Here is a 26,459-nt window from a genome sequence, read left to right on the forward strand (position 1 = left end):
ACGCAATTGGATTTCTTCCACAACCGGCCGGTTCGTGTATGACTGGGTTATCTTTAGGATATGAAATCTTTGTTGCGTCTACTCCCCCTTTTTCTATTTCTTGTTCTGTTCTATCAGTCACCAGCACAAAACACTCCGAATTATGAATTCAGAGCAGCTTGGGTTGCCACAGTTGAAAATATTGACTGGCCGAGTAAAAGAACATTATCAACGGAAGAGCAACAAGCTGAATTCATCAAATTGGTAGAGATGCATCATCGGAATGGAATGAACGCATTGATTGTTCAGATCCGTCCATCTGCAGACGCATTTTATCCATCAACATTGGAACCATGGAGTGAATACCTTACCGGCAAACAAGGTTTACCTCCTACACCTTATTATGATCCACTCCAGTTCATGATTCAAGAGACACATAAACGTGGCATGGAATTTCACGCATGGCTAAACCCTTATCGTGCAGTATTCAATATTCTTCGATCTTCCATTGCCCCTAATCATATCAGCAAACAGCATCCGGAATGGTTTGTTACTTACGGCGACAAAAAATATTTCAATCCCGGCATCCCTGAAGTGAGGGATCATGTTTCAGCTGTTGTAAAAGATATCGTGCAACGTTATGCCATTGATGCCATTCATATGGATGACTATTTCTATCCGTATAAAATACCCGGAAGAGAATTCCCCGATCAGTCTACTTTTTTGAAATATGGAAAGGGGATGACCAAAGATGAATGGAGAAGAAGCAATTGTGATAGCATCATTGTTCAGTTACAACAAACGATCAGAAAAACAAATCCGAAAGTAAAATTTGGCATTAGTCCATTTGGAGTATGGCGCAATAAACATCAGGACCCCATGGGAAGCGAGACCAGATCGGGTCCTACCAATTATGACGAGCTACACGCCGATGTATTATTGTGGTTACAAAAAGGATGGATAGATTATATCGCTCCACAACTCTACTGGGAGCGAGGACATCCCTTGGCGAGTTATGATATCTTACTCCGCTGGTGGAATGAACACAGCTATGAAAGACATTTATATATCGGACATGGTATTTACCGTGCAGGAAGTAATACTGCATGGAAGAACAGAAATGAAATTCCTGAACAGATCAAGGCATTGAGAAGTTATGAAAATGTACAGGGAAGTATTTATTACAACAGCAGCTCTTTCAATAGAAATCCAAACGGATGGAATGATAGTTTACAGCAAAACTATTATCGCTATCCTGCATTGGTTCCTCCTATGCCCTGGATCGACAATACAATTCCACCACAACCTTTGGTAGAAAAGACGAATGAGCATACTTATAAGTTAGCATATAAAGGAGAAGAAAAGATCAAAGGTTTTGCCGTATTCATGCATCAGGGAAAAGGAGAAGCTGATTTTGCAAATAGTCAACTCATTCTTTTTATTCCGGGAGATAAAACAGCTGTTATTGACCTGACTAAATTACCAGAAGCAAAAAATAAAAATGTACTCATTGCTTCAGTAGATACAGACAATAATGTGAGCCCACTCAGATTATTACAGTGAGCCGTCGAACATGACCTTTTTTTCCTGACTGCCAGACCATGCGCCAAAACGTTGTTCCACGGCCTGAAAACGATGATCGAATATGCCACGTAATTGGGCACGTACCATAATGGTATTGGCTATATCACCCAAGAACCATAATGGCAATTTATAGTGTACGATATCGGTCATTTCCACTCCGCCATCAATAGCTTTGAAATGATGCTGGTGATGCCATAAACTATACGGACCAAAGCGCTGCTCGTCTACAAAGAATTTCTGATCTTCCACATGTGTGATCTCGGTCATCCAATACAAAGGAATACCGAGGATTGGACTCACTTTGTATTCAATGATCTGCCCTTGATACATTCTGTCGCCATGATGCTTACTAATGATATTAAAACCCAGGTTGGAAGGAGTGATTTCTTTCAGGTTCTGTGGGCGACTAAAAAAATCCCAGGCTTCTGCCAGTGAGATCGGTATTTTCTGAATGGTTTTGAGTGAATAAACCTTTGACATGCGAGTACTTTGTGTGATAACAGATTCTAGCGTAAAAGGTTCAGGTTATATGAAGGGGAATGGGTGGTAGGCAATGTTCAAGCGTTCGGTCATCTACCTATTTTTGTAATTCCCAAACGCTCATAACCCATTATACAGCACCCAATATTCCTCTATCTTTATATATATGATTACGCGCGAACAACAACAGGCTCAATTCAAGAAGATTTATGATGGTTTGAATGAACAACAAAAAAGCGCTGTTGATAAAACGGAAGGACCGGTAATGGTCATCGCCGGACCTGGTACCGGTAAAACACAAATATTGGGAGCCCGTATCGGAAAACTTCGTTTGGAAACAGACACACAGCCCGAAAACATTTTATGTCTTACTTATACGGATGCCGGTGTGGTAGCGATGCGTAAGAGATTATTGAATTTCATCGGCCCCGATGCATATAAGGTAAATATCTGCACTTTTCATGCTTTTTGTAATGATGTGATCCAGGATAACTTATCTCTTTTCGAGAAAACTGCGATGGACCCAATATCTGATCTCGAAAGAATTGATTTACTAAAATCGCTGATCGATAGTTTTCCAAAAAATCATTTGCTAAAGCGATACAGGGGTGATGTATATTTTGAGATCAAAAACCTGCAACATCTTTTCAGTAATATGAAAAGAGAGGGTTGGCAACCGGAATATATCAATCAATGTATTGACGACTACCTGAATGATCTACCCAATCGGGAAGAGTTCATCTATAAAAGAAACCAAGGCTCTTTTAAAAAGGGAGACCTGAAAGAGAATAAGATCGCTGATGAAAAAGAAAAGATGGAAAAACTTCGCGCAGCTGTAAACGAGTTTACCCGTTTTCAGCAAATGATGCGAAGTAAGAACCTATACGATTTTGATGACATGATCAATTGGGTGATCGATGTTTTCAAAACACATCCCAATGTACTCGCAAGGTATCAGGAGCAATACCAATACATTTTAGTGGATGAGTTTCAGGATACCAGTGGCACTCAAAATATGCTGATAAAACTATTGATCAGCTACTGGGATGAACCCAATGTATTTGTAGTAGGTGATGATGATCAAAGTATCTATCGTTTTCAGGGAGCGAATGTGGAGAATATGCAGCAGTTTGCTGATCAGTTCAGTGACTCATTGTATACAGTTGTGCTCACCAATAATTATCGTTCTACTCAACCCATTCTGGATGTTTCTAGATCATTGATCGAAAGAAACAAAGAACGATTGGTGAATAAGATTGAAGGACTCAGTAAAATACTGACCGCTTCTAATACAAAGATCAATGAGGGTACAATACCTCCAACAATAAGAGAGTATGAGAATCCACGGGAAGAAATGATCCATCTCACATTACAAGTGGAGGAGTTGATTCAAAGTGGTGTAGAACCCAGGCATATTTGTATCATCTATCGTGAGAATAAACCAAATGAAGAACTGGCCAAGTTTTTTCAACAAAAACAAATACCGGTATACAGTAAAAGAGATGTCAATATTCTTCATGAACAAATCTGTCGGCAGTTATTACAATTGTTGAGATATCTGAAAGATGAACATCATATTCCGTTTAGTGGTGATGAATTATTGTTTGAAATCCTCCATTATCAATGGTTTGGTATCCCCCCCATTGAAGTCGCGAAATTGAGTGCAGAAGCTGCGCAGAAAAATCTGAGTAATCAAAAAATTTCCTTACGTCAGTTGATCGCAGAAAAACTTCAGGGGCCATTGCCGGATCTATTCAGCACTGAAATCCCTGGTCTAAGAAAAGCACAGACCATTTTGGAAAAACTGATCGGAGATGTTCCCAATGTAACCGTACAACAGTTATTTGAAAATTGTATTCGTGAAACAGGTTTATTGGCATATGTCATGAACAGTCCGGATAAACACTGGCTTTTACAATTACTGACTGGATTGTTTGATTTTATTAAAAAAGAAACACACCGCAATCCCAACCTCACATTAGAAAAGCTGGTCAACATTTTTGATCTAATGGAAAAAGAATCCTTGGTGTTACCACTTGTTCGGGTATCGGGTACAGATAGCGCTGTGAATCTTCTCACAGCACATGGCTCCAAAGGATTAGAATACGAGTACGTATTTATTGCGGGATGTAATTCCGCTAATTGGGAAAAGAAAAGGAAACCGTCTGGTGGATATAGTATGCCGGATACCATCTTCGCATCTCAGCCGGCGCATAGTGAGGAAGAAGAACTAAGAAGATTGTTTTATGTAGCAATGACTCGTGCGTCTCAGCATTTATATATTTCTTATACCAGAACCAACAGAGATGGAAAAGAAATAGAGCCGTCTATGTTCATTGCCGAGATCAGAGAAGAACATGCACTGCCTTATGAAAAGATCAGTCTGCCGGAAGAAACGATCGCTGATTTTGCGATACTCGCTATGAGCAAAGAACTAAAACCGGAGATCGAACATACCGAAGCAGCCTTCATCGATCAGCTCCTCGATAAGTTTGTGATGAATGTAACAGCATTGAATAACTACCTGAAATGCCCGCTGCAGTTTTACTTCAATAACCTCGTACGGGTTCCTTCCGGTAAGTCCGAAGCTACAGAGTTCGGGTCTGCCGTACACCATGCACTGCAGAAGCTATTCCAAAAAATGCAGCAGAATCATAACCAGTTCCCGGATCAATCAGAATTTCTGGCAGATTTTAAATGGTATATGGAGCGCAATAAAGAACATTTTACCAAAGAACAATTTGCAAGGAGAATAGAACAAGGAGAACAGGTTTTACCCGCTTATTATGAACGCTACATTCATGAATGGGAAAAGATCGTGGCCATAGAAACCAATATCCGCAATGTGATCCTTAATGGCATCCCTTTAAAAGGTAAACTCGACAAACTTGAATTTACGGGAAGACAAGTCAATGTGGTAGATTACAAAACAGGCGATGCTGAAAAGGGAATCAAAAAATTAACCCCCCCAAGCGATAAGGATCCAAATGGAGGTGATTACTGGCGACAAGCAGTATTTTATAAAATCCTGGTTGATCACTACCCATCCAAAAACTGGGAAGCAGTGAGTGCAGAGTTTGATTTTATAGAGCCTGATAAAAAGAAAGGCTACCTGAAAGAAAAAAGAGTCATCACACCTCAGGATATTGCAACGGTTAAGGCACAGATCGAAATGGTTTGGGAGAAGATCAAAAAAAGAGATTTCTATACCGGTTGCGGTAAGGAAGACTGTCGTTGGTGTGAATTTGTAAAGACCAATGAAATGGCTGTTGCATTACATGAAACAGATGAAAATGAAGAAGAGACAGAATGATTAACACGATTTTTGATTCAACCGGCACATCGCTCCGCAGAAAGCCTGTAAGTTTGCAACACGCATGAAAAATCTTTTGAGACATATTCTTCCTATCAATTGCATCGTCATTGGCTTCATGACCATCCTGTTGGCCAATTCATGTGCCAATATCGTACCGCCTAGCGGGGGGCCGAGAGATAGTTTACCTCCCCGATTAGTGATCGCCAATCCAAAGGATTCGGCTACGAATGTAAAGACCAAAAATATCCTGCTCACTTTTAACGAGTTTGTGAGTTTACAGAGTCCGGAGAATATTATCTATTCACCTGTTCCAAAGAATACCCCACAGGTTGATTATAAACTTCGAAATGTTACCGTTCGGTTCAGAGATTCATTGGAAGAGAATACTACTTATTCCATCGATTTCGGTAACAGCATCATCGATGTGAATGAAAGCAATGTGGCGAAAAATTTCCGATACGTTTTTTCTACCGGCCCTTCTATTGATTTCAATACCTATCAAGGTAAAGTATTGGTAGCGGAAACGGGTAAAGTCGATAGTACCTTGATCATCGTTTTACATAAGAACACTTCGGATAGTGCGATCAAAAAATTAAGTCCGCGTTTTTTTACCAGGATCAATGGCAAAGGCGAATTCAAGTTCAATAATTTACCAGCAGGAACTTTTGCAGCATATGTGGTAGATGGGAAAAGCTATAATAAAATCTTTGACAGTACTGCTCTTTTTGCTTTCAGGGATGCTTTGGTAGAAATTGGCAACTACAATGAGTTGGATACTTTTTATGCTTTTACACAATCGATCATCAAAAATGTAAAAGCTACTGATCCTTCCGGCAGTCTACCGCCTTCATTGCGTGATGATAAAAGACTCCGCTATCTCACCATATTAGATAATGGCATGCAAGATCTGCTAAGCGATTTTAAGATGGTATTCAATAGAAAGATATTCTCATTGGATACGGGGAAAGTGAGACTCACTAATAATGAGGATGTAGTACAAAATGGCTATACGGTGAGTTTGGACAGTCTGCGTAAAACACTGATACTTCGCTATTCATGGAAAGAAAATACTACCTATAAACTCATCATTCAAAAAGATGCAGTACTGGATAGTAATGCCATATCGCTTTCGCGAGCAGATACATTGCTGTTAAGTACAAGAAAAGAAACAGAGTATGGCAGTGTACGCTTTCGTTTTCTGAATGTTGATACCGCACAGCATGCGGTCTTGCAACTCTTCCAGAATGAAGAACAAGTGGCCTCTTATCCTATCAATCAAAATGATATTCAGATTCGCCGTTTTAAACCGGGCAGTTATGAGTTAAGGATTTTGTATGATGCAAATAAAAACGGCAAATGGGATACCGGTAGTTTTACCCCCATCAAAAAGCAGCCGGAAAAAGTGTTCTTCATACCTCGTCAATTAAACATTCGAGCCAACTGGGATAACGAAACAACGATTGCTTTACAATAAGTGGTAACAAGTTACTTATAATGTCATCTACAACCCTAATTATACATTATCTGTACCTTGAACCTTCTCTCTTTCTTATGACTTGTTACTTGAAGCTTACAGCTTGTAGCTTTTCCCTCTTATCTTCGCATCATGCAACTCCCCTCCTCACTTCTTGAAAATGCAGTACAGCAGTTTTCCAAACTTCCGGGTATTGGAAAAAAAACCGCTTTGCGACTGGTCTTGCATTTACTGAAACAAGAGGTGAATGAAGTGCAGCATTTTGGCGAAACCATTGCCAGAATGAGACGTGATATCAAGTTCTGTCAGCGTTGCCACAATATCAGTGATGGCGATATCTGTTCTATTTGTGCAAATTCCATGCGCAATCAACAAATGATCTGCGTTGTGGAAAATATTAGAGATGTGATCGCTATTGAAACCACCCAGCAATTCAATGGCTCCTACCATGTATTAGGCGGTATCATTTCACCACTGGACGGCGTCGGTCCTGAACAATTAAGCATTGAGTCACTCGTTCAGCGAATAGAAAAAGAGAAAACAGAAGAAATCGTTTTTGCTTTGAATCCCAATATACAGGGAGATACAACAATCTACTATATCCAGAAAAAAATTGCCCATCTTCCTTGTCGCATCACAACCATCGCCAGGGGCATCGCTTTTGGGGGAGACCTTGAATATGCAGATGAGATGACCCTCGCGAAAAGCATCGCTAACCGACTTCCCGTACAGCAATATGTGAAATAGGTTAATTTTTAGCTAAAAGCAACCTTTCTTTTCCCTTTTCGTAATAGTTCATATAAACAAGATCGACTAAATTGCCGTTTAAACATTGAATTTTTCCGGAAACGCCTTTTGTTTTATCTTTTAACCTTGAACAGGCATTGAACTAAAACAAAAAACAGGTGTTTCTATAAACCAGTTCAAAACAATCGTATGGAAATATCAGGTTTAATGGCAGGATTGATCAGCACAGGCATCATTTGGTTGATCTTGATGATCATATCATTGATCGCAGTAGCCAAGAGAACAGATCTGGACAAGCGTCAGCAGCAAAAGTGGATGATACTGATTGCTATTCTTCCTTTTCTGGGTTTACTGATCTATGTAGTTACCAATTTCAGTAAGGCAAAAAAATTACTGTGGTTTGGAGTGGTCGGTGCACTACTATCGGTTTCAGCCACGGTGTTTTTTGTCTATAACCGTAAACACGAAGATGTAAGTCAAAAAGAAGGTGTGAAGATGACGGCACAACAATTATTTGATGCCTTCAAAGCAGACGAAAACGCCGCTAATGCTTTGTATCTGGATAAAGCCATAGAACTGTCGGGAGAGATATTGGCTGTCAATACAAACCAGGATGGTCAGGTTGTCGTAGATATAAAAACAAATGATCCGTTTGTAGTGATCAATTGTACTTTTAAAACAGACCCGGGAACCTTAGCTGCCGGACAAAACATTACGTTCAAAGGATTTTGCAGAGGATATATTCCCGATGCAAATGTTGTGATCAATGATGGCATTTTAGTAAAATAAGAAAGGATAGAATATGAAGAAAATTATTGGATTGGTATCAATGGTGTTTCTGATCGGACTTCAAGCCGACGCACAAAAAATATTCGGAACACGCAATGGAAAGATCACATTCGAATCTCCAACAGATGCTGATGTGAAAGCTGTAAACAATGAAGTAACCAGCAGAATAGCTGATAATGGACAAATAACGTTCAGCATGTTGATGAAAGGATTCAAATTCAAGTATGCTGAAATGCAAGAACACTTTAATGATCAGTATATAGAAAGTACCAAGTTTCCAAGAGCTGATTTTAAAGGTAATATCGTGAATCTGAAAGATGTGAACTTCGCAAAAGACGGATCTTATGCCGTTACTGTGAAGGGAGACCTGACTATGCATGGTGTAACCAAAAACATCACCGTAAAAGGCAATATTGAGATCAAAAGCGGAAAGCCTAGTGCCAGAGCAGGATTTGTGATCAATATGAGCGACTTCAAGATCGATGCATCTTCGGTTACAGAAAAAGTATCCGTTGATATCAACTGTCAGTACCAGTAATCATTATCACTATAAAAACACCTGTATGAAGATCTTATTTACAAGGTCACTGGCCATCATATGCCTGACCCTCATCACCTTTATTTCTGTTGCACAAGAAACGGATCTGTTCAAAATGCAAGACAGTACCAATGCAGCTGATGATAAAAACAAGACCGAAAAAACACTGAATACATTTTATTCTACCCGACTCGTGACCACACAAACTGTGGAGATCACAGGTAAGGGAAGTATGGACTTTCGAATCAATCACCGTTTCGCCCCTTTGAATCAAGGGTTTTATAACTTATTCGGACTTGATTTTGTTTCCGCACGTATCGGCTTTGATTTCGGATTAGCAGAAAATCTAATGGTCGGCATTGGAAGAACAGGTACCAATAAAGAAGGGGATGCTTTTGTAAAATACAGAGTACTCAGACAAAGCAGCGGCGTGAAAAATGTTCCTGTATCGATCTCTTTGCTGGGCTCCGTGATGTACCGTGGATTGCGCTATGCTGATCCAACCCTTAATGTTAAAACAAAAGACCGAACCTACTATACAGCACAGTTAATGATCGCCAGAAAATTCAATGAGCACACTTCTTTACAGATCTCTCCAACTTATACCCGTTATAACAGAATTCTTTTCCTGAACGGAGGAGCAAAAGATCTTTTCTCGGTGGGCTTTTTGGCCAGACAAAAAGTAAGCAAGCGCGTCAGCATCAATGCTGAGTATTTCGTGCAGACAGAACGTTTTGATGGAACGTATAATCCTTTATCGATCGGAGTAGACATACAAACAGGCGGACACGTATTCCAACTGCATTTCACAAATTCGATCGGTATGAACGAACATACATTTATTCATGAGACTTTTGGATCATGGGGTAAAGGAGATATCCGATGGGGCTTTAATATCTCTCGTATTTTTACGCTGGGTAAAAACAAAAAGAAATAAGGACCGATCCGCATAACTAAAAAGCCCCTGGGTATTGTACTCAGGGGCTTTTTATTACATTTTACCTATCTTTGTTCCCTTCACAGGCGGATTTGTTTATTGTTCGGCCTGTAATCCCGATGGTATCGGGACAAATCGAACTAATAAACGTACAGAAAAGCACCCTCAAATTTTCTCACTGCGTTTTATTGGTTCACCAATGTTCACTGAACAATTGATTGTTCTAAATGAGGTATTATGAGTATACGCAAAGAATTAGAAAAAAGAATTCTGGTCATTGATGGCGCAATGGGTACAATGATACAGCGTCACAAATTGACAGAAGCTGACTATCGTGGCGAACGATTTAAAGACTGGCATTGTGATGTAAAAGGGAATAATGACCTTTTATGCATTACACAACCCGGCATCATCAAAGGAATTCATAAAGAATATCTTACTGCCGGAGCTGATATTATTGAAACCAATACATTCAGCAGTACCACGATCGCAATGGCTGATTATGATATGCAATCACTCGCCTACGAGCTAAATGTAGCTGCCGCCAAATGCGCTAAAGATGCGGTGAATGAATTTATGGCTGAAAATCCAGGTACAACCCCTAAATATGTGGCCGGTGCCATTGGCCCTTTGAATAAAACATTAAGTCTTTCACCTGATGTTAATAATCCCGGCTTTAGGGCTGTTACTTTTGACGAAGTGGTAACAGCGTATAAAGAACAAATCAAAGGACTGGTTGATGGAGGTGTAGATATTCTTCTGATCGAAACCATCTTTGATACCCTGAATGCAAAGGGTGCCATTTTCGCGGCAAAACAATTTTTCCGTGAAACAGGTATACCCGAATTACCGATCATGATCAGCGGTACCATTACAGATGCATCCGGAAGAACATTGAGCGGACAAACACTCGAGGCATTTTACACCTCTGTGATGCATGCAGAACCATTAAGTGTAGGGTTGAATTGCGCATTAGGAGCCGCTGAAATGCGTTCACATATTGAGGAACTGAGTCAGATCGCTGCTTGCTATACTTCAGCATACCCGAATGCAGGATTACCCAATGCAATGGGTGAATATGATGAAGCACCGCATCAAACAGCACACTTTATTGAAGAGTGGGCTAAGCAAGGATTTGTCAACATTGTTGGTGGTTGTTGCGGTACGACTCCCGATCACATCAAACATATCGCCGATCACGTTAAAACCATTTCACCAAGACCACTTCCTGTTATTGAAACAGCATTGGCTTAATTTTTAAGTTAACAACATGAGTTCAGCTACTATCATAAAACCATATCTACGTTTATCAGGTCTTGAACCATTAGTGGTCAGACCGGAAACCAACTTTGTGAATGTTGGGGAAAGAACCAATGTAACCGGCTCAAAAAAATTCGCAAGACTGATCCGTGAAAATAAATATGAAGAAGCATTGTCTGTTGCACGTCAACAAGTAGAGAATGGCGCACAGGTCTTGGATGTGAACATGGATGATGCATTATTGGATGGTGTTAAAGCCATGACCACTTTCCTGAACCTCTTACAAAGTGAGCCGGATATTGCACGTATTCCGATCATGATCGATAGTTCAAAATTTGAGATCATTGAAGCAGGTTTGAAATGTGTACAGGGTAAATGTATCGTGAACTCTATCTCCATGAAAGAAGGAGAAGAAAAATTCATAGAACAAGCATTCATTTGTAAAGCTTTTGGTGCTGCAGTCATTGTGATGGCATTTGATGAAGTAGGACAAGCTGATACCAAAGCGCGAAAAGTAGAGATCTGTCATCGTGCGTATAAGATCCTCACAGAGAGAGTGGGTTTCCCACCTCAGGATATTATTTTCGATCCAAATATTTTTGCTGTAGCTACAGGAATTGAAGAGCATAATAATTATGCTGTCGATTTTATTGAAGCTACCAGAGAGATCAAACAATTGATGCCACTGACCAAAGTGAGTGGTGGGGTATCCAATGTATCATTTTCATTCCGTGGGAATGATCATGTCCGTGAAGCCATCCACTCTGTATTCCTTTTCCATGCGATCAAAGCCGGAATGGATATGGGCATTGTGAACGCAGGACAATTGGTGGTATATGATGAAATAGAGCCAACGCTTCGTGATTTATGTGAAGATGTTCTTTTGAACAGAAACAATGAAAACAACGAAGCCACAGAAAAACTCATTGCTTTTGCTGAAACCGTGAAGGCGAAGGGCAAGGTAGAAGTGAAAGATGAAGCTTGGCGCAATGAGCCTGTTGAAAAAAGGCTGGCACACTCACTCATCAATGGTATCACAGATTATATTGAAGCAGATACGGAAGAAGCCAGACAAAAATATCCCAAACCTTTGGATGTCATTGAAGGTCCATTGATGGATGGTATGAACATTGTTGGTGATCTGTTTGGTGCTGGTAAAATGTTCTTACCACAAGTTGTAAAGAGTGCACGTGTCATGAAAAAGAGTGTGGCCGTACTCACTCCTTATATTGAAGCTGAAAAAGAAGAAAGAAAACAAGCCCATCTCAAAGCCGGTACCGCCAATACAGAAGCAGCAGGTGCTGCAAAAATATTGTTGGCTACCGTAAAAGGTGATGTACATGATATTGGAAAGAATATTGTAGGCGTGGTACTCGGCTGTAATGGATATGATATCATTGATCTTGGTGTAATGGTACCTGCAGATAAAATCTTAGATGCTGCACAAAAAGAAAATGCAGATATCATTGGTTTGAGTGGACTCATCACTCCTTCGCTGGATGAAATGGTTCATATTGCCAAAGAGATGAAACGTCGTGGTATGACTCAACCACTACTGATCGGTGGAGCTACTACTTCGAGAATGCATACTGCTGTAAAAATTGCTCCCGAATATGACAATGGCGTCATTCATGTATTGGATGCATCCAGAAGTGTTACTGTTGCAGGATCATTGCTGAATAAAGAACAGAAAGAAGTATTCCTGAAGTCTACCGGTGAAGAATATGTAAAGTTGAAAGAAGGGTTTGATAACAAAAAGAGCATCAAACAATACCTTCCTTACAATGAATCATTACAGAACAAAGTCAAAATCGACTGGAATACCTTCTCGCCTGTTAGTCCTGAATTTACAGGCATCCAAGTATTTGCGGATGTAGATTTGAATGAGATTCGTCCTTACATCGATTGGAAACCCTTCTTCATCGCCTGGGAAATGCATGGCAATTTTCCGGAGATACTAACAGATACTGTAGTAGGAAAAGAGGCCACTAAACTGTACAATGATGCGAATGCTTTATTGGATACCATTATTGCAGAAAAATGGTTGACTGCAAAAGGTACCATTGGTTTCTGGGAAGCAGCGAGTACTGATGATGATGTGGTCGTAACCAATGAAGGTAAAAAGACCACACTTTCATTCCTCCGTCAACAGATCAAAAAAGCACCCGGACAACCCAATTTATCTTTAGCAGATTTCATTGCACCTGCTGACAGCGGAAAAAAAGATCATATAGGTGCGTTTGCGGTAACCATTCAGGGCATCGACCAACATATCAAGAAGTTTGAAGCCAACCTTGATGATTATAATAAGATCATGTTACAGGCATTGGCAGATCGCTTAGCAGAAGCATTTGCAGAATTCCTTCACCTGAAAACCAGAAAGGAATATTGGGGATATGATAAGAATGAAACCTTGAGCAATGAAGAGTTGATCAAAGAAAAATATGTGGGTATTCGTCCGGCACCCGGTTATCCAGCTTGCCCAGACCATACAGAAAAATACAAATTATTTGATCTGCTTCAGGTCACTCAAAATATCGGCATAGAGCTTACAGAAAGCCTGGCCATGTATCCTGCATCTTCTGTATGTGGCTGGTATTTCGCTCATCCACAAAGTCAGTATTATGGTGTAGGCAAAATTCAGCAAGATCAATTTGAAGACTATGCGAAAAGAAAAGGCATGTCTCTCGAAACCGCTGAAAAATGGCTAAGACCGGTATTGGAAGGTTAGCGATTTGATTAATAAGCAACATGAAATGGGAAAATTGATCTTATAAGATTTTCCCATTTCATGTTTTTTTGGCTTCATTTCTGAATCCCATTTCTCATCTTTTCTCAAACAACCACCACAATCTTCTTCTTGGTCTCACTTTATAATTCTTTTTGACATAGGTTTTGATGTAATTCATTGCCTCATCTACATCGTCTGTCAGAAAAATCAGTTTTTTATCTTCCGGAGAAATGGTTCCATGTTTTGCCATATCATCAATACTGTCTAATAGAGGCTGGAAATAATCTTTACCTAACAACACTATCGGAAAATCATTGATCACTTTTGTCTGTGCCAGTGTAAGCGTTTCAAAAAATTCATCCATCGTACCAAATCCGCCGGGCATAATGATAAAAGCGTAAGAGTATTTGACCAGCAACACTTTTCTGATAAAAAAATAATCAAACGTGATCCATTTATGCATGTATGGATTCGGATACTGTTCAAAAGGCAATTTGATATTACAACCAACGGATTGTCCGCCATTTTCGTAAGCACCTTTGTTGGCTGCCTCCATAATACCCGGACCGCCACCTGTCATGGTTGTAAAACCCAACTCAGCTATTTTTTTACCTACAGCAACCGCTTGTTGATAATAAGGATGATCTTCTTTAAATCTCGCTGATCCAAACACGGTGATACAGGGTCCTACAAAGTGAAGTGTACGAAATCCTTTGATAAACTGTCTGAAGATCTGCCAGGCAAAACCCAATTCATTGATCCTTGGCTTCGGTCCATCTAAATACACTGATTCCTGCGCGGGAATGATCCTTTCTGTTTTATTCATATCTATCCTTATATTGATGAAAATTCAAATTAGCACAAAATTTGCTGTCATAATAAATAGCCAACCATCCTTAACAGTTTTATGAGAAAATTCTACGTCAGCATTGTATGCGCCATCATGTTTCTGTCTGCCGCTTCACAAACAAAAGTGATATTGGAACAATTCAGAACCTTTTCTATGGTAGGTCCTGTGATGAAGTACTTGAGCAATGAAGAAACCAAAACCGTATTTCTGAAACAACTGAACAATAACTTATTAAAACATAAAAATGCTCAACTGAATGATCATGATTTACGCTTGATCGTGCTGCCGGATCTAAAACAAACCAGTTCATCAAATGTGCCATTTACATTAGCAGATAGCAGTACATGGCACATGTATCTGGATCTGTATGAATTTGAAACCAATACTTTTTATTTCTCACAACCCGAGTACAAAGAAGACTCAGCGGTGTTCAAAAGAACAGAGTCCGTATTCCAGTTAGGTGTATTATTGACCAATTCAGCTAAAGAAATCATACTGAACGAAATCATGACCATTTGTGTCAGCAGAGGTAATAGTAGCGGATTCGGTATCATGGCCGCTACCCCTTCACTCGGCAGTAAAGGTTTTACAGATATGCTGAATCTTGGATTAGGGCGACTCTTGGACCCGGAGAATAAAATAGCTATGATGGAAGTAAAAGCAGCTCCGGTATATTATGCAGACAATTTCATACTCCCCATTATTGGCAATCACCCGGTCATACAAGTAAATGGCAAAAACAATATTGCCTCTTACAAAAGAGATCAGACAGATGAGCTCATAAGAATGGGTGACTCATTTTATGAGCAGCTCATTGTGAAAGGGAAAAATAAAAATATAGAAGACAATTCTCTCATCAATACAGCCATTATCAATACCGACAGGCAAAGCAGTTCTGATTTTGTTCAGCTACGACAGGAAAGCAGGGATGTACTGAGAGATAAAAACTATACACTTAAAATGTTCATAGAGATCAATCCTTTGTTTAATTATAAAAATGAAGATGAAGCATTTACGAGTTTTATGCCTGATCCAATACATTTTCTCTTATCGGATAAGGATACCATTGCCAAGTTCAAAATCAATAAGAACACAGCGTTGGGTATTGGTGACAGGAAGATTTATTTGAATAAAATAAGCAATGGTTACGACAGTACTAGCATCATTTTACTTAGACCTGATGATGTTACCAGAAATATTTTTGCGGAATATGTTATTTCCGGATCCATTCGTAATGAGCCATTCATGATCATATGCAGTGACAGAAATATGCTCAAAGAGTTTTATCTAAATAAAAAAACAGCAGCGGTTGCTATGGGAAAATTTTTACCCGAAAGAATTGCTGTTTTTGATGCATCTTTAGACAAGGAAACATTGAACCAGTTAATGATGATCGGGTTCTCCCGTTTTTTCCGATAAACCAGTAAGCTATGCGCATCATATCCTATAATGTCAATGGTATCAGGGCTGCCATGAAAAAAGGTTTTACAGATTGGTTAGCAACAAATCCTGCTGATGTGATCTGCCTGCAAGAAACAAAAGCCAATCAGGAAGATGTTGATGTCTCTTCGATTGAAAAAACGGGGTATCAGACTTTCTGGTATTCTGCACAAAAAAAAGGGTATAGTGGCGTCGCCATTTTCACTAAAATAAAACCAGATCAAGTACTCTTTGGAAATGGTATTGAACAAAGTGATGCAGAGGGAAGGGTGATCAGAGCAGACTTTGGAGATATTACCCTGATCAATGCTTATTTCCCATCCGGTACAAGTGGAGATGAGAGACAAACTTATAAATACCAGTGGCTCGATGAGTTTTTCACCTATGTACAAGACCTGAGAAAAAAAAGAAAGAAACTGATCGTTACGGGTGATTATAATATTGCACATACCGAGATTGATATTCATGATCCGAAAGGCAATAAAAAATCATCTGGCTTTTTACCGGAAGAACGGGCATGGATGGATCAATTTCTTGCCAACAAATGGGTAGATACTTTTCGCCATCTTCATCCGGAAGTAACCGGAGCGTATTCCTGGTGGAGTCAGCGATTTCCTTCAGTAAGGTTACAAAATAAGGGCTGGCGTATCGATTATATCAGTATCACAGATGCTTTACAACCGCAATTGAAAGCAGCAGCTATTTATCCGGATGTCAAGCACAGCGATCATTGTCCGATCTATGCTGAGATCGGCTAATATTCTCTAAATGATAAACTTTTTACCGTGTATATCTATAATGTAACCATTCAATTGGCCTGGGGCATTCATGAAGACTGGCTGGAATGGATGAAAACCAAACATATTCCGGAAGTAATGGCCACCGGATGTTTTACTGAATTTCGTTTTGTTCGTGTTCTTGAACTGGATGAAACAGAAGGACCTACTTATGCTACTCAATATTTTGCTGCAACCAAAGAAGATTATGACCGCTACATAGAGCACCATGCATCAGCCTTACGTAAAGATACACTGGATGTTTGGGGCAATCAATTTGCCGGTTTTCGTTCTTTAATGCAGGTTGTGAATTGAGTGTGGATAGTTTTGCAAATTCATTTTGTCAATCACAAAACTTCGCTATATTGCTCTGAAACCCGCTTTGGGACTGCTTTTCAGCACAAATCATCTGAAACCATTGATAATAAAGGGTTTCACGAGATACCGGTGTTGAAACACGCAATATGCAAGTTCTATAAAATCGGCTGAAATGCTTATTGGCGAAGGGTTTTAAGGAATCACAAAAAGACGGTAAAGTTGGAAAAATATTTTGCTGTTTGATAAAAGCGAATAAATTTGTTTCTCTTATTAAAATACATCTAAAAACACATCTATGAACAAAGCTGAATTAATCGCGCAACTCGCAGAAGATGCAGGTATCACCAAAACTCAAGCTAACGCTGCTTTAGATTCTTTTGTTGATACAGTAACTAAAACCCTGAAAAAAGGTGATAAAGTTACACTGGTAGGTTTCGGTACTTTCTCTGTATCTAAGCGTGCTGCTCGTACAGGTCGTAATCCTCAAACTGGTGAGACTATCAAGATCAAAGCTAAAAAAGTTGCCCGCTTCAAAGCTGGTAAAGAACTGAGCGCAAAGATCTAATCTGAGCCTCTAAAAAGAATTGAACCCCGCTTTCGCGGGGTTTTTCTATTTTTGCACCTCACCATTCATCAAACAAAAACTATAGTACCATGGGTAGAGGCGATAAAAAAACCGCTAAAGGAAAAAGATTCAAAGGTTCTTTCGGCAAAAGCCGTCCTGCAAATGCTAAAGCAACTGCAGTAAAGGCTAAGAAAGCAGCTGCGAAAGCTTCTTAGGACGTTTGATGTCAGATCTCAGATTTGTATTCAAAATCCGACATCTGAGATCTGACATCTTACATCTTTTTCTTCGCTATTTCCTCCAATGCAAACACCAGCTTATCCAGATCCTGTATTCTGGTATAAACATGTGGTGTTACACGAACACAGCTGATATTTTCCCAGACAATACCTACAGTGTGAATCTTATAGGTATTAAATAATGCCTGATCCAATTGCGCAGGTGTCATGCCATCAACAGATACACCACAAATGGCGCAAGCATATTCGGGCTTAAATGAGGTATGTATTTTTACTTTGGGAATAGATCTGGCTTTCTCTGCCCAGTAATTTTTCAGGTAACGAATCCGCTCTTCTTTTCTTTTTGCACCAATTGCATTGTGAAAATTCAAAGCTTCACCGATCCCTTGTTCAATTGGAAAGCTTCTGGTACCAAGGGTTTCAAACTTTCTGATATCGTCACTTCGTGGTTTATCATTACATACCAACGGCCATATCTTTTCGATTTTTTCTTTTTTGATCCATAACATCCCACTACCGATCGGAGCGCTGAGGAATTTGTGTAAGCTTGTGCCGAAATAATCACATTCCAGGTCCGGGATCTTAAAATCGAGCAAGCCAAAAGAGTGAGCGCCATCGACAATCACTTCCAATCCACGTCGATGTGCCATCTGTGCGATCTTTTTTACCGGAAGAATCTGTCCGATCCAGTTAATGATATGTGTCAGATGTAAAATTCTTGTTTTGGGAGTGATGGCTTTTTCAAATGCTGCTACGATCTCATCATCATTTTCAATCGGAAAGTCAAAACTGATCTGTGTATACACAATACCATCTCGCAAGGCTCTTTGTCTCCATGCCTGGATCATATTGGGATAATCTTGTTTGGTACCGATCACTTCATCACCTGCTTTGAGGTCCAAACCAAAGATCACTGTATTCAATGCTTCTGTAGCATTTCTGTTGACCGCTATTTCCTCTGTAGAACATCCTGCCAATGTTGCCAACTTATAACGGAGTGGTTCACGACCTTGATCCAGGATTCGCCACATATAGTAGGAAGGACCTTCATTCGACAACTGATTGAATCTTTCCACCGCCTGTTGTACTACTCTGGGCGAAGGGCTTACCCCACCATTATTCAGGTTGACCAGGTTGGGATTAACAGTATAGGACTGCTGGATCACTGACCAATAGTCTTCATCCGTAGCGGTTTGTTCCGGACTAAAAGACGCCACTCTTTGTTGTGCAGACGCCCATTCGGCAGCATGTAACTGCTGAAACAGACTATTGGCGGAAAAAGCTCCGGCCAAAAGTCCCATACGCTGTAGAAAATCTCTGCGTTGATTCACGGTAAAAGGTTGAACAAGAAAGATAATGAAGGAAACTCAAAAGTCAAAAGTGAAAAGTCAAAAACACTCATAAGACCATTGCGCTTATCACTTTTGGCTTTTAACTTATCCCTACCTTTGTACAAACTTTCCGATATGAAACAGCAGGGATGGAAAATGATGGTTTTTGTATTCGTATTGCTAATGATCAGTCAGTTCGCTGATGCACAATGCTCTATTTGTACCAAAACAGCTTCACAGTTAGGGGAAGGACCAGCCAAAGCATTGAATTCTGCTATTATTTACCTTGCCGGAGCACCATTGGCGATTATGGGGTATATTGGATGGAGATGGTGGAAGAATGAAAAGGAAAACAACCATTAATCGCTTCATCCCAAAATAATGGATCTACATAACCCGCTTGTATCAATTGTCATTCCTTGTTATAACCATGGAGCCTATATTCAAGAAGCCATTGATAGTATCACTGTAGATAAAATTGCATACCCCATTGAAATTATCATTGTAGACGATGGCTCTAGTGACAATGCAACACATGCTAAATTAGAAGCTCTTCAAACCGCAGGTTATCATGTTATTTTCCAAAAAAATGGAGGGCCTGCCAGTGCAAGAAATACCGGGGTAGCCAATGCAAAAGGTCAATATATTTTACCACTGGATGCCGACAACAAAATCTCACCTGATTATATCAATAAGGCGATGCCGCTTTTATTAAAAGAAGATATTGATATAGTTTATGCAAGACCTATTTTTTTTGGTGATCTTTCTCAAAAGAAGCGACAATATAAAGTGAGAAAATTTGATGACCTCGATATTGTAACCGGCAACTGTGCTGATGCGTGTGCCCTATATAAACGAGAAGTATGGGAAAAGAATGGCGGATATGATACAGCCATCCCCTATTATGGATTTGAAGACTGGGAGTTCTGGATCCATGCAGCGTCAAACGGATTTAAATTTCACTTTCTTGACGAAGAACTTTTTTATTACCGCATCATCAATAATTCAGTGATTACCGGTTATTCCAATGAAGACCGGATAAAACTAAATAAGCAATACATCATAAAAAAACACTCGGACTTCTATCTTGAAAAGATCATTCGTCTTTCCTACATCAAAGAGCGCTATGAGGTTGATATGCTCAGGTTTATCTTAACTCCGATTCTTTATCCGTTGTATTTATTGAAAATAATTGACTCCCCTATCGTCAGATCAAGAAAGAAATTTAAATAGCAATACATACTAGGTATGATTGATTAGAAACAAATCCACCATGACCAAGCAACAAATTGAAAAAGTTTATATTAAACCTACGCTAAAATTGGGCTATGGTTATTATCTTATTCAACACTCGTTGATTGAAGCTGTTAAAGACTTAAAAAAGAAAATAAAAGGAAATGTTCTTGATCTAGGATGTGGGGTAATGCCTTACAGAGATTTCCTGCTTGAGGCAGGTACTATCGATCAATATATTGGAATGGATCTTGAATACTCTGAGTATCATAATAAGGTGAAACCAGATATGTATTGGGATGGATATACCATTCCGCTCGAGTCAGAAAGTGTTGACTGGATCATCGTAACCGAATTTTTAGAACATTACTTTGATACAAATGCAATATTGAAAGAAATGCGTCGTGTGTTAAAACCGGGCGGTAGCATCTTCTTTTCAGTACCATTTATTTATAGTCTACATGAAGTACCGCATGATCACCATCGTTTTACGCCTTATTCATTGAGCAGATTTTTTACTGACAATGAATTTTCAAGTCATTCTATTTATCCAAGAGGTGGATTTAATTATAGCCTGATCATCATGATGAGTTTATGGGCAAAACAAGCAGGCAGCAAGGGTATTATTCGATTACTAGTGAAATTTTTCTTGTTTTGTTTTCATAAACATCTCATTAAAAACGACAAGAAATATTCAACCTATCAAAAAGGATACACATCATTTGAGAATCATACCATGCCATCAGGGTTATGGGGATATGCTACAAAATGATCATTTCAATAAAAGGACCTGTATATCTCTAGGTATTTCCTTGCAGTGATCGACCAATCAAAACTCTTTGCATGTGCAATGATCGATTGCTCCATATTTTGTTGTACATACGATCGTAGCCCTTCTTCGAGGGTTTTCTGCATACTTTCTATTGTAAAGTCTGAAAAATAAAATGCATACTGATCGCCTATTTCCGGTAAGCTGGTAAGAGAAGATAAAAAAACAGGCTTACCCTGCGCCATCGCCTCTATTACAGGAAGCCCGAACCCCTCTGCAATGGACGGGAAGACAAAACCTACGCAGTTTTTATAATACCATTGCTTGTCGTTTTCCGAAATGGGTCCGGTAAAATATACTCGATCCAACACACCTAATGTCCGTGCCTCATCTATAATTTTTTTCTTGTACTCCTCATCCTGAATTACTCCCGATAATAATAATGAGAACTCAGTATTTTTCAACAACCTGGGTAATACGTGAAAATTTTTCTTCTCGGTAACAGTTCCAATGGAAAAAAGAAATGGCTTTTCGGGAATGACCAACGGAGTTTCCGGTGTTTGTAAGGTAGAAAGGTTGCAGCCATTATAAATTACAGAATGAGGTTTTGTACCAATATCAATATTCTCTTTTAGATCGTTCAATACATAATTAGATATCGTAACAATATATTGAGCTTGATTAATTCTATTTTGTAACTCTCTCAAATAATGCTTCCGTTTTACATCATTTTTTAGCGCCCCTTTTAAAAAATTCAGATCGTGAACAGTAAGTACAACCGGTATGTTTTTGGGAGAGGGATGGTACATACTATGCTGATGCGTAACATGCCAGACTTTGTACTGTTCCACTGAAGGCATTATCAACTTATGAAAAAAACGTTGAGTGAGATAAGTATGATCCAGACCAAAAGCTCCAATATTTTTTTTTGAAGTATAAAAAACGATCTCTTCATCGTTGCTCACTTCTTCAAGTAAAGCACTGCCAAGTTGTTGACAAAAATGATACAACCCCGTATGAGGATACTTCATACGTTCGCAATCGAATACGATCCGTTGTTTCTCTTGGGTTATTCTTTTTATCGTACTCACTTTATTGGATAGTAAAAAATAGTTTTATGCAATACAGCCATCTTCTTAAAAGATTTCTTCTTTTATAGGCTAGAATTCTCTTGTTATGAGAGAAAAATAAAAGCATTCGATTAAAGTTATGAATAAGCGTAAAAGATTCATAAGCTTTTGAACAGCGTCTGAAAAAATCAGTTTCCTTATGCGCTAATATTTTACATTTATCATACATCAGGGCTACTCGTTGTCTGATCGCATCCAGGTCTTTTCTTTTTTTGGCTCTGCGTTCTCCGCTTGAATCCTTTACTTTCACTGCTCCAAAAACGCTGCTATTATGTTGTCTATAATGTACCAAAGGCCGATCGATGAATTTGATTCCTTGATATAATGTAGCAACAAATCCCAGCCAGTGATCATGAGGGATCATAGGTGCTAAAGGAATTGAATTTCTTATCAATTCTTTTTTGATTAACATGGCATGTCCGGCTGCTGAATTACCCACCAGGAAATTCAAACAATCATTAAAATCTGCTAATCGTTTGATCTCAGAAAGTTTTTTTCCGATTAGTGAACCGTTTTCATCCATCAAAGAAGAATCACAATAAGCAATTGTAGCGCTTCCAATACTATTTATCAAAACCTCAATTTTTTCAGGCAACCATATATCATCCTGATCACTGGGTGCTATAAGATCACCGGTAGCCAGCAATAATCCTTTCTCAAAGTTTTTGATATAGCCGATGTTCTTTTCATTTTTAAATAATCGGATGCGTGGATCTTTTGCAGCATATTCTTCAAGGATAGCATAGGTCCTGTCTGTTGACCCATCATCTACAATGATGATTTCTAAGTGCGTATATGTTTGGGTGAGAATACTTTCCAGTTGTTTTCCAATAAACCGTTCGCCCTGATAAGTGGCCATTACCACAGAAACCAAAGGTTGATCGATCAAGGTTGTTGATGAATTGCTCACGAAATTTATATGTAATGTTGAATGAAAGTAAATAGATTGAAATTTCCTTTTTTCAAATCTACTTCTATGGCTTCCTTGATCGCGCTCTTTTCCACATCACGCATACGGTATCTTTGTATCAACTGATAAGCTCTTTCCGTTAACAACCAGGCCTTTCTTGGTCGATCTTCTTGTAAGCTTTGATGCTGCTGAATTGATGCTGCTAAGTCAGCGATCCCTTTCTTCTCAGAGGCAATGGTTTTTATTACCGGCACTTCCCAACTGGTTTGTTTGAAAGCAGGTGCCAACATCATTCTCAGATTTTTTACAAAATGATCGGCATCAGGTCTGTCACTTTTGTTCACTACAAAAACATCAGCAATTTCCATCAATCCGGCTTTCATTGTTTGCACTTCATCACCAGCCTCAGGCACTACCACTACAACAGTTGTATCAGCCAACCCTGCAATTTCTATTTCACTTTGTCCAACCCCAACGGTTTCAACAATTACCTGATCAAATCCTGCAGCCTGCATCAAAGCAGTGATCTCAATGATATGCGGATGCAACCCGCCTAATGAACCTCTGGTAGCAAGTGACCGAATGAATACATTGGGGTGGTTGTACCAATCACTCATGCGAATACGATCACCTAAAACAGCCCCTAAATTGAAGGGGGATGAAGGATCTACACACAACACACCTACTTTCTTTCCTTCATTGACCCATTGATGGATCAATACATCTACCAATGTACTCTTCCCTGCTCCCGGCGGGCCTGTGATACCGGTAACAAAAGCATGTCCGGCAGGCAGTTGACCTAAAAACTTTTCATAGCCTTCTACTTCATTTTCTACCAATGAAATACTTCTGGCCAAAGCTTTCAGATCTGAATGTGCTATTTGTCGTAATAATTGATCCCACATATTGCGATAGGTAGCTTAAATTTAAGTTTACTATTGCAAAAGAAAGTATTTGCCTCCAGAGTATCACTGATTCATTGATATATCATGAAAAAAGCGTGGCTACCTGTTCTACTGATGATCATCTCCTTAGCAGGTTTACTTTGGAGCCGTGCTCTCTTGTCGTTATCCGCACCCTTATGGGTCATTTGGCTGCTGTCTCATTCAAAAAAAGACATCTTCCACGACAAAAATAAATCCTTACTCATCTGGGGAATATCGCCGGTATTGATCGCCTTATTGGGTTGTTGGCAGAATGGTTTTGCCAAAGAAGATCTTGATCATTTACTCACTTTAAGTACATATATACTTGCTGCCTTAGCAGGTGCGCTTATTTCAGCAAGATATACGCAAAATGTATTGTTGAAATATTGGGTTTGGACAAGTCTGATCGCATTGGGTTATCCGCTATTATGGTATATCACGCATTATCAGGAAACATTGATCAGGTATGGCTCAGGACAAACAGTACCGGTATGGATGGATGATGATCATGTTCGTTTTGGAATGTTTTTAGCCATCAGTTGTTTGATCAGTTTGGCAGTATTCGTGCGAGAAAAATCAATGCGACTGATCGGTGTCTTTTTACTCTTCGCAATTTTGATACTTGCTATCCGAACAGCATGGATCATGCTATTGATCATGATCATAGTTGTGTCATTATTGACCCTGCTAAAGGGTACTCCATTTCAAAAAAGAGTATTGATGACCGCGATCTTAGCTATGGTTTCATTTACTGCCATCACCTATCTGCTATCACCAGGCATACAACAAAAAATTGCTTACACAGTATACGACTGGCAACAATTTGAAGCTGGTAAAGCCGATCCAAATTTATCAGATGCCACCAGAAGGGTGATCAATGGCGAATCCTGGAAGCTCATTCAAGCCGGAGAAAATAATATAGGCTGGTCTGCCATCGATGATGTAATCAGAAACAGTATTCGCAAGAACTATCCGCAGCAAACATTTGATTTCGGATGGCCTTTTAATCAATGGTTGTTTTGGTATATGGGAAGCGGTGTTATGGGCTTACTATTATTCAGCGCATGGTTGATATATCCTTTGATTCGGGGTATTCGTAAAAATAATATAGCGCTTAGTGCTGTATCAGCCGCCGTCATTGTTTCTTGTTTGATAGAAACCAATCTTGCATATCAATACAGTGTTTGGATACACGCATGGTCAGTGGCTTTATTGTGGAATCTACCTGACTCTTTTCTCGAGGGAATCACTATTTCAAGATCCGGTAATTACGAAAATCAAAAGGTCTGATACCCGTCAGTTTTTCGAAATAGTAAAGGAATTTATCTTTTAAAGAGAATTTCTTTTTGCTGATATCGAGTTCTGTTTTCCAGTTTTGTCGGGCGATTCTCTCTCGCATTACCGCAGGATGTGTATCTGTAAATTTTTGCAGTGAATCAAAATCATCATAGTTCCAGAAGTCTGGAGACTTCATCAATTCTTCAAGCTTTTGATCAGAATGCCAGAGTTTGCTGAAATTTTTCATTTTCTTCATCATCTGCTCCGGATTTTTCACCCATCCATAATGATACACATATGCATCTACCGGTTTCACCCATAGCTTTCTTTCACCTACTCTAAAACCTTGTGCATCCTTATAAGAACTGATCTTCTTATCATTTCGGATAATTCTAACTTCATGATCATACCATTTTCTACTGTCACCTACATAATCATATGTGCCATAAAAGTGGAGATACTTGAATACCAATCCTTCTACTCGCTTATCGTCTTTATATTGTAAACAGGCCTTGCGAATACGATCATGGTATTGTTCATGTACTGCCTCATCTCCCTGGATATAAAAAGCCCAGTCACTTTCTGGATCAATCAATTGAAAAGCTTTGTTGGTTTCAACAGCAAGTACGGTACCGCCGGTACGCAGGGTTTTATCCCAAACCGAGTGATGGATCTTGATCTTGGGATCATTGATAGATTGCATCAAAGCGATCGTATCATCTTCACAATCACCGATCAGAATGATCATTTCATCCACCACAGGCAAAATAGAACGGATCGCTTCTACGATCGGATAATCATTCAATACCGCATTTTTGATAATGGTAAACCCTGAGATCTTCATAGTACAAAGTAAAGA

Annotated in this window: 25 protein-coding genes; 18 read left to right on the plus strand and 7 right to left on the minus strand. The window is 39.4% G+C overall.

Features of this window, described 5'->3' with window-relative positions; all coding sequences use genetic code 11:
* Positions 1-60: 60 nt before the first annotated feature.
* A complete protein-coding gene (locus tag ABXG83_RS08660; RefSeq protein WP_353548457.1) occupies positions 61-1,542 on the plus strand; it encodes a family 10 glycosylhydrolase in 1,482 nt (493 codons plus the stop codon).
* On the opposite strand, the gene ABXG83_RS08665 is transcribed toward ABXG83_RS08660, so the two are convergent.
* Entirely contained in the window at positions 1,534-2,043 is a 510-nt protein-coding gene (locus tag ABXG83_RS08665; protein ID WP_353548458.1) for an SRPBCC family protein, read from the minus strand. The two genes, ABXG83_RS08660 and ABXG83_RS08665, sit on opposite strands and share 9 nt — an antisense overlap.
* A gap of 166 nt (positions 2,044-2,209) precedes the next feature.
* Here ABXG83_RS08665 and ABXG83_RS08670 point away from each other — a divergent pair, with 166 nt between their 5' ends.
* The 8 genes from ABXG83_RS08670 to metH all read left to right on the plus strand — a co-directional run bounded on the left by ABXG83_RS08670 (position 2,210) and on the right by metH (position 13,835).
* Positions 2,210-5,356, plus strand: coding sequence for an ATP-dependent DNA helicase (locus ABXG83_RS08670; RefSeq protein ID WP_353548459.1), 3,147 nt, complete (start codon positions 2,210-2,212; stop codon positions 5,354-5,356).
* 64 nt (positions 5,357-5,420) lie between these two features.
* Positions 5,421-6,833: an Ig-like domain-containing protein gene (locus tag ABXG83_RS08675; protein WP_353548460.1), complete on the plus strand. Its 1,413-nt coding sequence runs from the start codon at positions 5,421-5,423 to the stop codon at positions 6,831-6,833.
* Positions 6,834-6,965: 132 nt separating this feature from the next.
* Entirely contained in the window at positions 6,966-7,580 is a 615-nt protein-coding gene (gene recR / locus ABXG83_RS08680) for a recombination mediator RecR (protein ID WP_353548461.1), read from the plus strand.
* Positions 7,581-7,769: 189 nt separating this feature from the next.
* Complete coding sequence (locus ABXG83_RS08685) at positions 7,770-8,369, plus strand: hypothetical protein (RefSeq protein ID WP_353548462.1); 600 nt, start codon at positions 7,770-7,772, stop codon at positions 8,367-8,369.
* A 13-nt stretch (positions 8,370-8,382) separates the two neighbouring features.
* A complete protein-coding gene (locus ABXG83_RS08690; protein ID WP_353548463.1) occupies positions 8,383-8,907 on the plus strand; it encodes a YceI family protein in 525 nt (174 codons plus the stop codon).
* A gap of 25 nt (positions 8,908-8,932) precedes the next feature.
* Positions 8,933-9,844 carry a DUF5777 family beta-barrel protein gene (locus tag ABXG83_RS08695; RefSeq protein ID WP_353548464.1) on the plus strand — a complete coding sequence of 304 codons (912 nt, stop codon included), beginning with the start codon at positions 8,933-8,935 and terminating at the stop codon, positions 9,842-9,844.
* A 237-nt stretch (positions 9,845-10,081) separates the two neighbouring features.
* Complete coding sequence (locus tag ABXG83_RS08700; protein ID WP_353548465.1) at positions 10,082-11,098, plus strand: homocysteine S-methyltransferase family protein; 1,017 nt, start codon at positions 10,082-10,084, stop codon at positions 11,096-11,098.
* 16 nt (positions 11,099-11,114) lie between these two features.
* Complete coding sequence (metH, locus tag ABXG83_RS08705) at positions 11,115-13,835, plus strand: methionine synthase (RefSeq protein ID WP_353548466.1); 2,721 nt, start codon at positions 11,115-11,117, stop codon at positions 13,833-13,835.
* 94 nt (positions 13,836-13,929) lie between these two features.
* Here the strand turns inward: metH and ABXG83_RS08710 are convergent, their stop codons facing one another.
* A complete protein-coding gene (locus tag ABXG83_RS08710) occupies positions 13,930-14,661 on the minus strand; it encodes a TIGR00730 family Rossman fold protein (protein ID WP_353548467.1) in 732 nt (243 codons plus the stop codon).
* A gap of 81 nt (positions 14,662-14,742) precedes the next feature.
* On the opposite strand from ABXG83_RS08710, the gene ABXG83_RS08715 reads away from it, so the two are divergent.
* From ABXG83_RS08715 to ABXG83_RS08735, 5 genes are all read left to right on the plus strand, one after another.
* On the plus strand, positions 14,743-16,104 hold the full coding sequence (locus ABXG83_RS08715; protein WP_353548468.1) for a hypothetical protein: 1,362 nt from the start codon (positions 14,743-14,745) through the stop codon (positions 16,102-16,104).
* Between the two features lie 11 nt (positions 16,105-16,115).
* Positions 16,116-16,883: an exodeoxyribonuclease III gene (locus ABXG83_RS08720; protein ID WP_353548469.1), complete on the plus strand. Its 768-nt coding sequence runs from the start codon at positions 16,116-16,118 to the stop codon at positions 16,881-16,883.
* A 27-nt stretch (positions 16,884-16,910) separates the two neighbouring features.
* The gene (locus ABXG83_RS08725) at positions 16,911-17,216 is read left to right on the plus strand and encodes a DUF4286 family protein (RefSeq protein ID WP_353548470.1); all 306 of its coding nucleotides are present in this window, start codon (positions 16,911-16,913) and stop codon (positions 17,214-17,216) included.
* A gap of 298 nt (positions 17,217-17,514) precedes the next feature.
* Entirely contained in the window at positions 17,515-17,784 is a 270-nt protein-coding gene (locus ABXG83_RS08730; protein WP_133474259.1) for an HU family DNA-binding protein, read from the plus strand.
* A 47-nt stretch (positions 17,785-17,831) separates the two neighbouring features.
* Complete coding sequence (locus ABXG83_RS08735; RefSeq protein WP_353550760.1) at positions 17,832-17,999, plus strand: 30S ribosomal protein THX; 168 nt, start codon at positions 17,832-17,834, stop codon at positions 17,997-17,999.
* A gap of 59 nt (positions 18,000-18,058) precedes the next feature.
* Here the strand turns inward: ABXG83_RS08735 and ABXG83_RS08740 are convergent, their stop codons facing one another.
* Complete coding sequence (locus ABXG83_RS08740; protein ID WP_353548471.1) at positions 18,059-19,354, minus strand: aminotransferase class V-fold PLP-dependent enzyme; 1,296 nt, start codon at positions 19,352-19,354, stop codon at positions 18,059-18,061.
* A gap of 135 nt (positions 19,355-19,489) precedes the next feature.
* Here ABXG83_RS08740 and ABXG83_RS08745 point away from each other — a divergent pair, with 135 nt between their 5' ends.
* Genes ABXG83_RS08745 through ABXG83_RS08755 form a run of 3 tightly spaced genes read left to right on the plus strand, consistent with a single transcriptional unit; the run spans position 19,490 to position 21,359 of the window.
* Entirely contained in the window at positions 19,490-19,717 is a 228-nt protein-coding gene (locus ABXG83_RS08745; RefSeq protein ID WP_353548472.1) for a hypothetical protein, read from the plus strand.
* An 18-nt stretch (positions 19,718-19,735) separates the two neighbouring features.
* Entirely contained in the window at positions 19,736-20,587 is an 852-nt protein-coding gene (locus ABXG83_RS08750; protein WP_353548473.1) for a glycosyltransferase, read from the plus strand.
* A 40-nt stretch (positions 20,588-20,627) separates the two neighbouring features.
* On the plus strand, positions 20,628-21,359 hold the full coding sequence (locus tag ABXG83_RS08755) for a methyltransferase domain-containing protein (RefSeq protein WP_353548474.1): 732 nt from the start codon (positions 20,628-20,630) through the stop codon (positions 21,357-21,359).
* 5 nt (positions 21,360-21,364) lie between these two features.
* Here ABXG83_RS08755 and ABXG83_RS08760 read toward each other — a convergent pair whose 3' ends face one another.
* From ABXG83_RS08760 to meaB, 3 genes are all read right to left on the minus strand, one after another.
* The gene (locus ABXG83_RS08760) at positions 21,365-22,387 is read right to left on the minus strand and encodes a glycosyltransferase family 1 protein (protein ID WP_353548475.1); all 1,023 of its coding nucleotides are present in this window, start codon (positions 22,385-22,387) and stop codon (positions 21,365-21,367) included.
* Positions 22,388-22,448: 61 nt separating this feature from the next.
* On the minus strand, positions 22,449-23,396 hold the full coding sequence (locus tag ABXG83_RS08765) for a glycosyltransferase family 2 protein (RefSeq protein ID WP_353548476.1): 948 nt from the start codon (positions 23,394-23,396) through the stop codon (positions 22,449-22,451).
* A 5-nt stretch (positions 23,397-23,401) separates the two neighbouring features.
* The gene (meaB, locus tag ABXG83_RS08770; protein WP_353548477.1) at positions 23,402-24,301 is read right to left on the minus strand and encodes a methylmalonyl Co-A mutase-associated GTPase MeaB; all 900 of its coding nucleotides are present in this window, start codon (positions 24,299-24,301) and stop codon (positions 23,402-23,404) included.
* A gap of 84 nt (positions 24,302-24,385) precedes the next feature.
* Between meaB and ABXG83_RS08775 the strand changes: the two genes are divergently transcribed.
* Complete coding sequence (locus ABXG83_RS08775) at positions 24,386-25,612, plus strand: hypothetical protein (protein ID WP_353548478.1); 1,227 nt, start codon at positions 24,386-24,388, stop codon at positions 25,610-25,612.
* On the opposite strand, the gene ABXG83_RS08780 is transcribed toward ABXG83_RS08775, so the two are convergent.
* Positions 25,572-26,444 (minus strand): glycosyltransferase family 2 protein, encoded by an 873-nt coding sequence (locus tag ABXG83_RS08780; RefSeq protein ID WP_353548479.1) that lies wholly within the window; start codon positions 26,442-26,444, stop codon positions 25,572-25,574. The two genes, ABXG83_RS08775 and ABXG83_RS08780, sit on opposite strands and share 41 nt — an antisense overlap.
* Positions 26,445-26,459 lie beyond the last annotated feature (15 nt).

This window comes from Sediminibacterium sp. KACHI17 (assembly GCF_040362915.1).
Taxonomy (GTDB): domain Bacteria; phylum Bacteroidota; class Bacteroidia; order Chitinophagales; family Chitinophagaceae; genus Sediminibacterium.